This window comes from Yinghuangia aomiensis (assembly GCF_039542225.1).
Taxonomy (GTDB): Bacteria; Actinomycetota; Actinomycetes; order Streptomycetales; family Streptomycetaceae; genus Yinghuangia; species Yinghuangia aomiensis.
In genome coordinates, this window is the sequence record NZ_BAABHS010000013.1 from 42,691 (window position 1) to 55,416 (window position 12,726).

The 12,726-nt window shown below is 73.6% G+C and carries 8 protein-coding genes; 3 read left to right on the top strand and 5 right to left on the bottom strand.

Features of this window, described 5'->3' with window-relative positions:
- Positions 1–85 precede the first annotated feature (85 nt).
- The 4 genes from ABEA93_RS19095 to ABEA93_RS19110 form a co-directional block, all read right to left on the bottom strand.
- Positions 86–2,431: a transglutaminase TgpA family protein gene (locus tag ABEA93_RS19095; protein ID WP_345676823.1), complete on the bottom strand. Its 2,346-nt coding sequence runs from the start codon at positions 2,429–2,431 to the stop codon at positions 86–88.
- A gap of 64 nt (positions 2,432–2,495) precedes the next feature.
- Positions 2,496–3,683 (bottom strand): DUF58 domain-containing protein, encoded by a 1,188-nt coding sequence (locus ABEA93_RS19100; protein WP_345676824.1) that lies wholly within the window; start codon positions 3,681–3,683, stop codon positions 2,496–2,498.
- Positions 3,684–3,688: 5 nt separating this feature from the next.
- Positions 3,689–4,762 carry an AAA family ATPase gene (locus tag ABEA93_RS19105; protein WP_345676825.1) on the bottom strand — a complete coding sequence of 358 codons (1,074 nt, stop codon included), beginning with the start codon at positions 4,760–4,762 and terminating at the stop codon, positions 3,689–3,691.
- Positions 4,763–5,002: 240 nt separating this feature from the next.
- Positions 5,003–7,567, bottom strand: a complete 2,565-nt coding sequence (locus ABEA93_RS19110) for a YncE family protein (RefSeq protein WP_345676826.1) — start codon at positions 7,565–7,567, stop codon at positions 5,003–5,005.
- Positions 7,568–7,827: 260 nt separating this feature from the next.
- Between ABEA93_RS19110 and ABEA93_RS19115 the strand changes: the two genes are divergently transcribed.
- Together ABEA93_RS19115 and ABEA93_RS19120 are read left to right on the top strand one after the other, a co-directional pair.
- A complete protein-coding gene (locus ABEA93_RS19115; protein WP_345676827.1) occupies positions 7,828–9,612 on the top strand; it encodes a TraM recognition domain-containing protein in 1,785 nt (594 codons plus the stop codon).
- Positions 9,609–10,211, top strand: a complete 603-nt coding sequence (locus tag ABEA93_RS19120; protein WP_345676828.1) for a DUF4913 domain-containing protein — start codon at positions 9,609–9,611, stop codon at positions 10,209–10,211. The genes ABEA93_RS19115 and ABEA93_RS19120 overlap by 4 nt, the downstream gene beginning before the upstream one ends.
- A gap of 11 nt (positions 10,212–10,222) precedes the next feature.
- Here ABEA93_RS19120 and ABEA93_RS19125 read toward each other — a convergent pair whose 3' ends face one another.
- Entirely contained in the window at positions 10,223–11,770 is a 1,548-nt protein-coding gene (locus ABEA93_RS19125) for a hypothetical protein (protein ID WP_345676829.1), read from the bottom strand.
- Positions 11,771–12,152: 382 nt separating this feature from the next.
- Between ABEA93_RS19125 and ABEA93_RS19130 the strand changes: the two genes are divergently transcribed.
- The gene (locus ABEA93_RS19130; RefSeq protein ID WP_345676830.1) at positions 12,153–12,692 is read left to right on the top strand and encodes a DUF6668 family protein; all 540 of its coding nucleotides are present in this window, start codon (positions 12,153–12,155) and stop codon (positions 12,690–12,692) included.
- The last annotated feature ends 34 nt before the right edge of the window (positions 12,693–12,726 follow it).

Genomic DNA, 12,726 nt, shown 5'->3' on the forward strand with positions numbered 1-12,726 from the left:
CTCGCGTTCTCCGCCCGCAGCACCGCGCCCGCAGTACCGCCGTCCACCGCAGCGCCGTTCCCGGCGTCGTGCCCGCCTGTTCCGCTCACCGCCGCCGCAGCGTCGCCACGACCGTGCGCGGGGACAGCGCGCGCACCATCCGCGTGCGGCGCTTCTCCCGGCCGTCGGCGCGGCGCACCGCGTGCTCGACGTCGGTGCAGACGCGCCATGCGTCGTCGGCCTCCTTGCCCGTCACGTCGCGGTCGGCATAGCTCGCCTCGTTGACCAACGTGCCCAGGCCGGAGACCCGTTCGGCCAGCTCGGCGGGCAGGCGCTCGGCGCCGAAGTCGGCCACCTCGCGGACCGTCCGGGCCTCCGCGTGCGGCATGCCCAGGTCGCCGAACCGGTCGCCGATCTGCCGCCACGCACCGAACACCCGGGCGCCGGGCGGCCCGCGGCGCCGTCGGCGCCGCAACGTGCCCGGTGCCGCCGCGGCCACACCCACATGGGACACCGCCAACGCGGCCAGCGCGGCGATCGGAGCGGCCCACCACCACAGGGGAGTGGATCCGTCCTCGGGCGCGTCGGCGATCGGGCTCACCACGCCCTCGGGGCGCTGCTCCTGGGCGATGTCGCGGTCCTTGTCGGCGCGCGACGGCGGCGGCGGGGCGGACGGCGGCGCGGCGGTCGGCGGGACCACCGTGGTCTGGTCGTTCTTCGGGCTGCCGGACCGGCCCGCCTCGCCGGGCGTCGGGTAGAACGGCACCCAGCCGACCTGCTCGAACTCCACTTCCGGCCAAGCGATCACGTTGCCGCTGTCCACGCGCCACGATCCGTCCGGCAGCTGGGTGCCCCGGGAGAAGCCGACCACGACGCGGGTCGGCAGGCCGAGGGACCGGCCGAGGACGGCGAACGCGGAGGCGAACTGCTCCGAGGTGCCCTCCTTGCTGGACTCCAGGAAGAAGCGCAGGTTGCGGTACGAGTGGCCGGGCACCGCGGTGATGTCGTAGCGGTTGTTGGCGCGCAGCCAGTCCGCGAGCTTCAGCGCCTGCTGGTAGGGGAACTGGCTGCCCTGCGTCGCCTTCTCCGCGATCTTGCGGAACTCCTCGACCATCGGGATCGGCTCCGACGCGGCGTCCAGGTCCGGCAGTTGGGCGTAGGCCGGGTCGGACGCGGTGGCCAGGTACTGCAGGCGGTCCGGGTCGTACGTCGGGACCTGCGACTCCACCTGGTAGGTGAGCCCCGGGTGCAGCCCCGACCCGGTGGCGACCGCACCGCTGGTCGGATCGACCGCGAGCTTCAGGCCCTGCGCCGTGACGCTCGCCGGGCGATCCGCGGCCGGCAGCCACACGCCGTCCAGCTGGTCGAGGGTGACGCGCTGCTTGGTGCGCTTGGTGACGGGGCTCTGCCCGTCGTCGGGCACCCGTCCGCCGGTGGGCCGCAGCCCGCCGACCGGGTACCAGGTGGTGCCGTCGTACCGGTCGAGCACCGTCAACCGCCAGTAGCGGTCGGGGTCGGCGGGGCCGGCGACGGTGAACAGCGGCTGGTCGGGGGTGAGCAGCCAGGCCGAGATGCGGTCGAGCGGGTTGACCCCCGAAAGCCGTACCGGCGGCGGCGCGGCGACGTTGTCCCGCAGGTCCGGCGGCGTGCCGACGCCGGGTGCGTGCGGGGCGGCGAAGCCCGCCGCGACCGCGAGGAGGGCGACCCAGGGGACACCGACCAGCAGTGTCCGCCACGGCGAACGGCGGCCCGGCGCACGGCAGACGAGCAGCAGGCCGGCCGCGCCGATGGCGGCGGCGGCCGCGGTGACGCCGTGGCCCGGCGCATCCGTCGACAGCGCGACCGGGACGGCGAGCATCAGCACGCCGGGCAACGCGGGCAGCACCGTGCTGCCGGAGCGCAGCGCGGTCTCGGCACCGGCGAAGGCCGCCATCCACACCGTCGCGGACACCAGGACGAGCAGCTCGGGATGGTCCGGGGCGGGCAGGACGGTCGTCAGCACGCCGCGCGGCGCGTCCAGCAGGTCGGCGCCGATCCGGCGCAGCAGCCCGGGAGTGGGCAGCACATGCGCGTACGCCCGGCTCCGGTACGTCGACGCGGACACCGCGAGCACCCAGGCCGCCAGCGTCAGCACCAGCGAACCGAGCAGCGGGCGCGGCCGGTTGGCGGGGCGGCCCGCGGCGTTCCACAGGGCGGCCACGAGCACCGGCACGATCGCCGAGACGGCGACGGCCGGGACGATCGCGGACAGCCCGAAGATCGGGTGGTAAGCGATCCCGCCCGCCGCAGCGAGCGCCGCCACCGCGGGCAGTGACCACAGCCGCCGCCGCCACAGCGTCGCGGCCGCGCCGCGCTGCCGCGGCTTGGGCGCGCGGTCCCAGTCGACCGGGCTCTTGGCCGCGCCCGTTTGGGTCGGGACGACGACGGTGTCCGCGGCTCCGTCGAAACTCATGTGCGCACCTCACCGCGTCCGTTGCGGAAGCGGCGCCGCGGTGCACGCGCCGCACTGCCTCCGCTCATGCCATGGCCTCCCGCCGCCAGGCCGGGACCAGATCGTCGAGCCGGTCCAGCAGCACCGTGCGGACCCCGGACACGCTGTCCCGGCCGTCGCCGGAGCGGACCACGATCAGCCGGTCGAACCGGCCGCGCAGCCGGGCGAGCCGGTCGGCGGGCAGCGGCAGCACGGTGCCGGTGACGACGACGAGGGTGTCGCCGCCGCGGATCCGCTCGAGCGCGTCGAGCGCGTCCGCGAGGCCGCGCTTCTCCTCGGGGTCCACCAAGGCCAGGCGGTCCAGGATGTGGTCGGCGTCCTGGTGGTTGTCGCCGAGCGGCAGCAGCCCGGCGGAGGTGATCACCCGCATGGGGAAGCGGCTGCGGGCCACCGCCTCGACGACCGAGCCGACCGCGTCCACCGCGGTCTCGAACGACTCGCGGTCGGTGTATCCGGCGCGGCCGGAGTCCAGCACGACCACCGTGGTGGGCAGGCTGACGTCGATCATCCGGCGCACCATCAGCGTTCCGGTGCGCGCCGACGAACGCCAGTGCACCCGGCGCAGGTCGTCGCCGAGCACGTACTCGCGCAGCGAGTGGAAGGTCAAGGTGCCGTCTTCGGCGGTGTCCGAGGTCGGGCCCTCGAGGTGGTGCGTGCGTCCGGCGGGCAGCACCGGCAGGGCCACCGTGCGCGGGCGCACCAGCAGGCTCTCCACGTCGCCGCACTCCCGCACCCGGCGGGCCAGCCCCAGCGGGTCGCCGCGGACCAGCAGCATCGGCCCCACGTCGACGGTGCCGCGGCGGTCGGTGGGCAGCCGGTAGCGGGCCCGGACCTCGCAGCCGGGCGGCACCGGGGGCAGGTCCACCGGGAGCATCGGCCGTCCGGCGACCCGGTCCTCCGCGCGAAGGCCGCGCAGGGTGCGGGAGCCGGTGTTCGCCAACACCACGACGCCGTAGGCCGGATCGGTACGGGCGACGCGTCCCGGGACCACCTCGCGCCGGGTCTCGACGTCCGGCACCTTCAGCGTCCACAGCAGCGCGGCGGCCACCGCGGCGAGCGCGGCCAGCCCGAGGACGACCGCCTCGGTGTAGCCCAGGCCCCAGCCGAATCCGCAGCCGAGCACGCCGGTGCCGAGCACCGCGTACCCGGCTGGGGTGAGCCGCGGCCCGGCCGGCGGCGGGGCGGGCCGCGCCGGATCGGTCGGCCGCCGCAAGGGCTTCACCTGCGGGCCCCCGCGAGGCCGCCGACGACGGGGGTCGGCACGACGGACAGGATGTCGGCCAGCACCGCTTCCGCGGTCCAGCCGGACAGCTCGGCGTCCGGGGACAGGAGCAGACGGTGCGTCAGCACGGGCTCCGCGAGCGCCTTGATGTCCTCGGGCAGCACGTGGCCGCGTTCCTGGGACGCGGCCCGGACCTTCGCGGCACGGATCAGCGCGACGCTGCCGCGCGGTCCGGCGCCGAGGCGGACGTGCGGGGAGGTGCGGGTGGCCTGCGCGATGCGGACCGCGTAGTCGACGACCGGTTCCGCGGCCTGCACGCGGTTGCGCGCGACCTCGATGAACTCGCCGATGTGGTGGGCCGCGGCGATCGCCGGGAGGGTCTCGACGACCGGTGTGCCGACCGCCCCGGCCGCCACCCGGACCTCCGAGCGGGTGTCCGGGTAGCCGACGGTGATGCGCATGAGGAACCGGTCGAGCTGGGCTTCCGGCAGCGGGTAGGTGCCGGACATGTCGACCGGGTTCTGCGTCGCCACCACCATGAACGGCCGCGGCACCGGGTGCGCGACGCCGTCGACGGTGACCCGGCCCTCCTCCATGACCTCCAGCAGCGCGGACTGCGTCTTGGGCGACGCCCGGTTGATCTCGTCGCCGATCACGATGTTCGCGAACACCGGGCCGGGCAGGAACTCGAAGGCGTTGGTGGTCTGCCGGAACATCGACACACCGGTGATGTCCGACGGCAGCAGGTCGGGCGTGAACTGCACGCGCTGGCAGGTCGCGTCGAGCGACGCGGAGATCGCGCGGGCCAGGGTCGTCTTGCCGGTGCCGGGCACGTCCTCCACCAGCAGGTGGCCTTCGGCGAACAGCGCGGTCAGTGCCAGCTCGACGACCTCGCGCTTGCCGGTGAGGACGCGTTCGACGTTGTCCGCGAGGGCGTGGAAGCACTCGCGGAACAGCCGCAGCGCGTCGGGCGCGTGGTAGGCGACGCTCGGGCCGGCTGGGGTGCCCGCGTCGGCCGGGGGGCCGGGGACCGGGCCGCCGACGGGCGCGGGGTGCGGGTTCGTGCTCACGGTGCTCCTACGGTGGTCGTCGGGCCGCCGCGTCGGCAGCCCACCGGGATGGCCGGCCGGCGAGGCCGGCGGAAAGTTCGGAGGGATTCGGCGAGCGAGGCGCGCCGTGCCGCACTCGGGAGCGCGCGGCGGGTCAGGCCGCGGGCAGCGTGCTCCGGTCCCCCGGCCGCACGCCGCCCGCGCCGTCCCCGCGGGCCGGTGTCAGGCAGGAGCCACCGCCCCGCGGTGCGCCGCAGGCCGTCACATCGTCGGGACGGAGCCGTTGCGGCGTGGCGGCACGATGGCGGCGGCGTTCGCCACCGGGCCGCCGCCGCCCCCGGGCTCGCCGGGGGACGGGGTCGGAGGATAGGGCGCGGTCCCGGGCGTCTCCGGCGGGACGGTCAGCGAAGCGGTGACCTTGCCGCCCCAGGACAGCGACACGGTGAGCGTCGCGGTCGACGAACTCGTGGTGCCGGCCGCGTTCTTCGCCTTCACCTTGAAGGTGTACGAACCGGCGCCGCCGCCCACGCTGAACGTGATCGACGTCGACGTGGTCGTCGCACTGCCCTTCGTCGGCGCCGCCGCGGCCAGCACGTCCATGCCGTCGGCGACCTCCGGGAAGTTCACCGCGGGCGGGTCGGCGACCAGCCGCGGCGCCTCCCCGCCGGCGAAGTCGACCGGGGTCAGGAGACCCGAGCCGTCACCGGCCAGCGCGGCGCCGGACGTCGAGCGCTTCGCCGTCCAGGACGCGGTGTACGTGACCTTCTCGCCGGCGGTGTTCGTCGGCGGCTTCCACGTCACCTTGACCTTGCCGCCCGACACCGCGCTCGCCGCCAGGTTCTGCGGCTTCCCGGCCGCGACACACGGCCGGACGGCCGTCGAACGCGGCGAGTTCATCGTGCCGTTCGGGTAGTCGGCGATGACGTAGAAGCTGTACTCCTTCTCGCACGACCCGCCGGTCACCGTGAAGGTGAACGGACCCTTCGCCGGGATCGACGCCGGGCTGACGCCCATGCCGGCGCCGAGACCGCCGAGCCGGTACCGGGTCGGTGTGGCACCGGATGCCGGTGAAACGGTGATGTAGATCTTCCCGGGCTGCGACTGCGCCTTCGGAGTGCCCGGAGCCTTCATCGGTGGCGGCTTCGGCGACGTGGTCGTGGGCTTGGGCGACGTCGTGGTCGGCTTGGCCGAAGTCGGCTGCTGCGTCGGCTGGGCCGTCTGCGCCGGCGGCGTCGTCGGGGGGTTCGGCTGGGTGGGCGCCGACGTTGCCGCGGGCGGCGTCGTGTTCGGTGTGCCCGGTCCCGGATCGGTCGGCTGCCGGGTCGGCAGCGGGATCTCCGGCACCGAGAACGTGGGCCGCTCGGTGGGCCGGGACGGACCGGGGTCGGACGGGGTGTTGTCGTTCCCGTTGTTTCCGGTGCCGCCGGTGTTCCCCGTATTGCCGGTGTTCCCGGTATCGCCCGGGAGGTCCCCGCCGGCCGGCGGGTCCGCTCCCGGAGCCGTGGCGTCGGGCGGGCCGCTCGCGCTGCCGGACGGCGCTTCGCCCGAGGGCGATTCCTTCCCGGCGGTCGGGTCGCCGCCCGTCGGCGCGTCGTCCGACGGGCTCCCGGTGGCGGTGACGCCGCCTTCCGGGACGCTCTTGCCGGGCGTCGGCGCGGCCGAACCCGAGGCGGTCGAGCCGGGCTTGGGGCCGTTGGTGTCGAACTTGCCGATGAGGTGGATCTGGCCCTGCACGTTGACCACCGCGGCGGTCGCGCTGTTCGGGGCGTTGACCCACAGAAGCCCGTCGCGGACGTACGCCTCCAGCGGTCCCGGCACGCCGGTGACCTTCAGCTGCGGCTCGAACTCGTTGCGGACGGTGTTGTAGACCGCCAGTGAACCCGTGGTCCGGTCCGGGATGTAGACCTTGGCGCCGAGCACCTGCGGCGGACCGAAGTCGTGGTCGCCGAGCTTGAGCGGCACCGCGGACACCGAACCGGAGTCGATGTCGACCAGCGTCAGAACACCCGTGTCGGCCGCCAGGATCGGTACCAGCGGGCCTTCACTGCGACCGGGCGCCTGGAGCTTGTCCGCCTTGCCCTTGGTGAGTTCGCTCGGCAAGGTGACGGTGCGCTCGATGCCGGTACCGGACACCACGAGCAGCCGGCCGCCGACCACGTCGGTGACCACCGGGCGGCCCGAGGCGAGCGTGAGCATCATGGCCCCGCCCGGCTCGGCCACCTTGATGGGCGCGCCCGGCTGCGTGGTGAACGGCACGAGCTGGCCGGTGGCGGGCACCGGGATCCACAGCGTCCCGCTCGGGTCCGCCTGCGCGGTGCCGAGCGGACGGGCGCCGACCGGGACCGGCGGGCCGAGCGGCGCCAGCGCCACCGGGTCGATCGCCTGGACCTCGCCCTTGGCGGCGTCCACCAGCCAGGCCTTGCCGCCGCCGCTGAACACCTGGGTGCCGGCCTGGAAGTCCGCCGTCTGCGGCACCGTCAGCTGGGCCGGGTCGATGCGGCTGACCTGGCCGGTCGTGGTGTCCATGACGAGGACGCTCTTGCCGTCCTCGCTCACCTGGAGCTGCGACTTGCTGTTCTTCGGCAGCTGCACGCGCCCGTCGACCTGGCCGGTCAGCCCGTTGACGTGCGAAATGCTGGACTTGCCGTCGCTGGCCAGCCAGGCACCGATGTCGGACAGGTTCGGGTCCGCGCCGGCCGCGCCCATGCCGGCCACGACCATGCCGGCCACCAGTGCGCCGGCGGCGCTGAGCGCGACGGCCGTGGTCGTCCGGCCGCTGCCCAGCCGAAGCGAACTGCGCAGGCGGCGGGGGAGAATACGCGGCATCAGACTGCGTCCTCCTTGGAGTGCGGGCCAGGCGGGCAGAGGCGTAGAGGCCCGGTCACCTGGTTCCGGTGATGCCCTCCAGCTTGGTGGGACGCCCGGCCGCGGGGCTATCCCGCGCACGCGCGCCGGGCGCGGCTTTGGGATGACCGGGATGCGAAGTGAAACCGGAAAGGACACGGAGCGCCGACCCGAGCCGACTCCATTGACGGCCGCGCGGACGCTGTCCCAGGGTGGGGCGCGGTAGTGAGGGGAGGACGCCGTTGAGCGCGACGACCAAGCGGCGGGGGCCCAATCCGCACGCGGAGATGCAGGCGCTGGGCGCGCTGATCGGGGTGTTGTTCCTCGGTTGTGTGGTGGCGTGGGCCGGGGCGTGGATCGGCACGGGTGAGGGTCAGGAGAACCCGCCGGGATTCCCCCCGGTGATGGTCGTGCTGCTGGCTATGGACAAGTACCAGTGGCCCGGTGCGACCGCGACCGCCGCGGTGTTCGTGATGTGCGCGGTGGTGGCCGCGGCCGGCGTGGGTATCGGTGTGGCGGTCGCCCTCAACCGCCGCCGCGAAGTCCTGGTGGACCGGGCTGCGCCGTATCTGGCGCAGAAGCGGGAGCTGGCGGCGATCACGACGAAGGGTGCGTCGAATACGGCGCGGCGGCTGGGTCTGCCGGGTCTGGATCCGCCGGGTGTGCAGATCGGTCGGATGGTCCGCGGCAGTGCCGACTTGTGGGGCACGTGGGAGGACATGCACGTGGACATCTGGGGTCCGCGTACCGGCAAGACGGCGACCCGGGCCATTCCGAACATCGTGGCGGCTCCGGGGCCGACGGTGGTGACGTCCAACAAGCGCGATGTGGTGGACGCGACGCGGTACTCGCGGATGCGGCGGGGCCGGGTGTGGGTGTTCGACCCGCAGGCGCAGGCGGGGGAGCCGCCGAGCTGGTACTGGAACCCGTTGTCGTATGTCGGCGACAGCATCGTGCGTGCGGTGAAGATGACGAGCCGGTTCTCTTCGATCAACCGGCCCGACCATGCGCGCAGCGACGCGTACTTCGAGCCGGCGGCGGAGGACTTGATCAGCAACATGCTGCTGGCGGCGTCGTTGGACAATCTTCCGATCACGCGGGTCTACACGTGGCTGACGCGGCCGACGGACGACACTCCGGAGCGGATCCTGCGGGCGTTCGGGCACGACATGTCGGCGGATGCGGTGGAGAACGTGATCACGGCGCCGGACCGGCAGCGTGCGGGTGTGTACGGGACGGCGGCGCAGATCATGTCGTTCCTGATCGCCCCGGGTATTGCGGAGTGGGTGACGGGCGGTTCGGATCCGAGCCGTCCGCACTTCGACTACCTGTCGTTCGTGAAGGAGGGCGCCGACACGATCTACCTCCTGTCCGAGGAGACGAACAAGATGGCCGCGCCCTTGGTCTTGGCGCTCACCGCGGCGTTGGCGGAGGCGGCGGAGAACGAGGGGATCGCGTCGCCCGGCGGGCGTGTGGACATGCCGATCTTGTTCGTGCTGGACGAGGCGGCGAACGTCTGCCCGTGGAAGGGCCTTCCGGACAAGTACTCGCACTTTGGTTCGCGTGGGATCGTGATGATGACGATCCTGCAGTCGTGGGCCCAGGGCGCGGCGGCGTGGGGGGACACGGGGATGGCGAAGCTGTGGGGCGCGGCGAACGTCCGCGTCTACGGCGGCGGCGTCTCGGACACCAAGTTCCTCGGCGACCTGTCCTCGTCCGCCGGCATCTTCGAACCGTTGACGAAGTCGACAAGCGGTAAGGTGCACGACTTGTTCGACAAGAGCGTCTCGACCGGCTCGCGTTCCGAACCGATCCTGGACGTCCCCGACTTGGCGTCGATGCCGCGCGGTCGGGCGCTGGTGCAGTACAGCGGCACGCGGCCGACGCTCGTGAAGCCCGTGCCGTGGTGGGAAGGCCCGTACGCGGACGAGATCCGCACCTCCCTCGCCTACTTCGAACCCGGCGGAACCGGGGGCCCGCTGAGCCCCCAGTCGGAGATGCCGGAAGAACTGCGGAAGACGGCATGAGCATCTTCGACAACGGGCCGGACGGCGGCCCGGACGTATCCGAACTCCCCGAACTGCCACCCGAGGACCCGACCGGGCTGCCGGCCGACGAGCTGCCCGAGCCCGAGCCCGAGCCCGACCAGGTCGAGGACGACGGCGGGCTCGTCTTCACGTCGCTGGACAGCTTCGTCACCGACTACATCGGGCAGATCCTCTGCCGCCGGCTCAACCGCGCCACCGCGATCTGGTGCCCCGAATGGTGGCGGCACCCCGAGGCCCTGGTGCGGCTCAGCGCGATGTGGCGGGCGTTCGAATACCTGCGCGTCGACGCGGCTTTGGGCATGTCCACGTTCTGGCTGCACCACGCCGACCCGCACATGCGCGTGCTCATGGACCCGGAGTTCGGGCCGTTCGCGCTGTGCGACCCGCGGGAAGGCCACGCCGTCCGCGAGTTGGAGCCGCTGCCCATGGCACCGTCGCCGCCGGAGATCTGGGACCACCCGGCTTACCGGCTCGATGCGAGCGACGTGGCCGGCGGCGACGCGGGCAGCGAATCCGGTCAGCCGCCGTCCGCGCCCGCCGGCTACACCAAGGACATGGGAATGGCCGCCGACTACTGAGCCCCCGCGGTCTACCGAGCCGCTGAAGCCGGAGCGGCGGGGGACTGCTGCGGTGCGCCGGGCACGGCGGGCGGGACGAGGAAAGCGGTGGCCTTCTCCTCGTCCTTGCCCTGGTCCTCGACCATGCTGAACAGCGCCACGCCGTCGTGCGTCACGAGATCGGGCAACTGCGTGCCTTCGGGCAGCGGTTCGATGGCCTTCGTGGCGATTCTGACGGCCACCGGGTCCGGCGAGTCGTCCTGGTCGTCGCGCAGGGTGCCGTAGGCCGTACCGCCGTCGGTGAGTGCGTTGAAGAGGATGCCCCGGTTGGCACTGTCGCCGCTGTAGCAGCGCGATGTGCCGGCGGACAGGTCGAAGAGCAGCGAACCGACGGCGACGTAGCGTCCCTGCGGAGACATGAGCACGGTGAGTTCCGGGTCCGTGTTCGTGTTCTCCGACTGCAGGCCGAGGTCGCATGCGGCGGACAGCACGAGGGCGCCGGTGGCCAGATCGTGCAGCGCGTAGATGCTGCCGCTGTTGTCGTCGCGATACCACTCGATGAAGACGACGCTGCCGACGACCTGGACCACCCTCCCGCGGCTCGCGCCCTCCGGTGCCACGGCAGCCGACTTCCAGCTCCCCTGGAGGCCGAACCGCATCTCGTCGCTGGCAGGTTGCTCGGTCGTCAGGATGCCCGCCGAAGTCGGGAGCGACGGGACGTCCTGCACATCGCAGCCGTCCCGGTCGGTGGCGCAGGGGCGGTTCTCCGGTGCGGACACCGGGACGGGCGACACCGCGCCGGTGAGCGGATTCCACAGGGCCCCTTCACGGACCCGCTTGGTGTCGTCCTCGGTGCCGGGGAACAGCACCCCGCCGTCGCCGACCACGGCCTGCGCGTTGTCCAGCCCGTTCGCGACCTCGCGTTCCAGGTGGGCGGTGGCCGCGACGTCCCGGCCGCCCGCGTTCACCGGGAACGAGTCGACCACCACCAGGTCGCGGGCCCGGGCGATGCCGGACGCCGGGACGACGCCGCGGCGCACGACGACCACGTACTCGCCGCGCGCGGTCGAGACGACGTGGAGTTCGGGCGTGCGCTGCTGACTCAGCGGACTCAGCGGCTGGGACGACCACAGCACCGCGCCGTCGCCCGCCTTGCGGGCGATGACCGCCGGAAGTTGCGCGCTCGGGTCCGCCGACTCGTCCGTGGAAGGCGCCGAGGGATCGGCGGCCGCGTCCGGGGACGGCGATTCCGCGCCCGAAGACGCTCCTTCGGGCGGGTTCTCCTGCGCGGACAGGTCGACGAAGACGCCGGCCACCGGAGCCATCGCGTAGACCCGGCCGCGCTGGTCGGACTGCCAGGCGCGGGCGGTGTCGAAGCCGGCGGGCACATGCAGTTTCGAGGCGTCCGCGGCTTCCGGCGCTTCCGTCGGGTTCACCGCGCCCGCCCCGCCGCCGTCGCCGGAACCACCGCCCAGGCAGCCGCTCAACAGCAGCGCGGCGACGGGCAGCGACGCCAGCCGGACGCCGTTCCGCACCCCGCGGGTCCGCCGTCGGCCCGGCTGCTTCGAAGTCGTGGTCATGGGCCCGTCCACCAATGTGCGCGCTCTTCCCATCGGAGGGGTGCGAGGCCGGATCGGGCGGGGCGCCTGCCCGCCGCCGGCGTCCGCGGGACCGGCGTCGGAAGCCGGTCGGGACGGCCTGGTCCAGCGTCCCAAATCAGGATCAACTCCGAGGTTTGACCGGGATATCCCGGTGGCGCGTGCAGGGCCGCGCGTTCCGGATGGCGCCCCGGACAAGCCGTCCGTAGCCTCGCAATCGCACGACTGTCAAAGCGTCCGGGAGTCCTCATGAGTGTGCGGGTGGGGCCTCGTGGCTAGGAAACCGCCAACTCCGGGGAACCCCTGGGTGGTACCGGCGGAGGAAGCGTCCGCTCCGGCGGACACCCCCGTGGAGGCCCGTCCGGTGCAGCGTTCCGCCTCCGTGCCGGTGCGCGGGCTCGTCGCTCCGATCCCGGCCGGCGGCCTGCCGATGTGGGAGCCCGACCTGTCCCAGGACGCACCGCCGTGGTGGTGGGTGCCGTGCCACGGCGGTTCGGGGGCGACCACGCTGGCCGCCGCGCTCGGCGGCGCCGACGCGGGTCCCCGCGGATGGCCACGCTACCCGCAAGGCATCCGGCCCGGCGTCGTCCTGGTCGCCCGCACGCACGCCGCGGGGCTGCAATCGGCCCAACGCGCGGCACGCCAATGGGCGTCCGGCGCCGTCGGCGACGTCCGGTTGTTCGGACTCGTCGCGGTGGCCGACGCACCCGGCAAGCTGCCCCGCCAACTCCAGCAGTGGCTGAAGCTGGTGGCCGGCGGACTGCCGCACGTGTGGACGGTTCCGTGGCACGAGCCGTGGCGCCTCGGCGAACCGCCGTCGCCGGAATCCACACCGCGCCACGTCGCCAAGATCGCCCGCGACCTGCAATCCGCTGCCGAACACGTCGAAGGGGATGCCCGGTGACTTCCCAGCAGCCCGCCGCGCCCGGGTCGGAGGT

What these genes read in the sequence shown, in the direction of transcription:
- ABEA93_RS19095 (WP_345676823.1), bottom strand. Translation starts at nt 2,431, where the DNA reads ATGAGTTTCGACGGAGCCGCGGACACCGTCGTCGTCCCGACCCAAACG.
- ABEA93_RS19110 (WP_345676826.1), bottom strand. Translation starts at nt 7,567, where the DNA reads ATGCCGCGTATTCTCCCCCGCCGCCTGCGCAGTTCGCTTCGGCTGGGC.
- ABEA93_RS19120 (WP_345676828.1), top strand. Translation starts at nt 9,609, where the DNA reads ATGAGCATCTTCGACAACGGGCCGGACGGCGGCCCGGACGTATCCGAA.
- ABEA93_RS19125 (WP_345676829.1), bottom strand. Translation starts at nt 11,770, where the DNA reads ATGACCACGACTTCGAAGCAGCCGGGCCGACGGCGGACCCGCGGGGTG.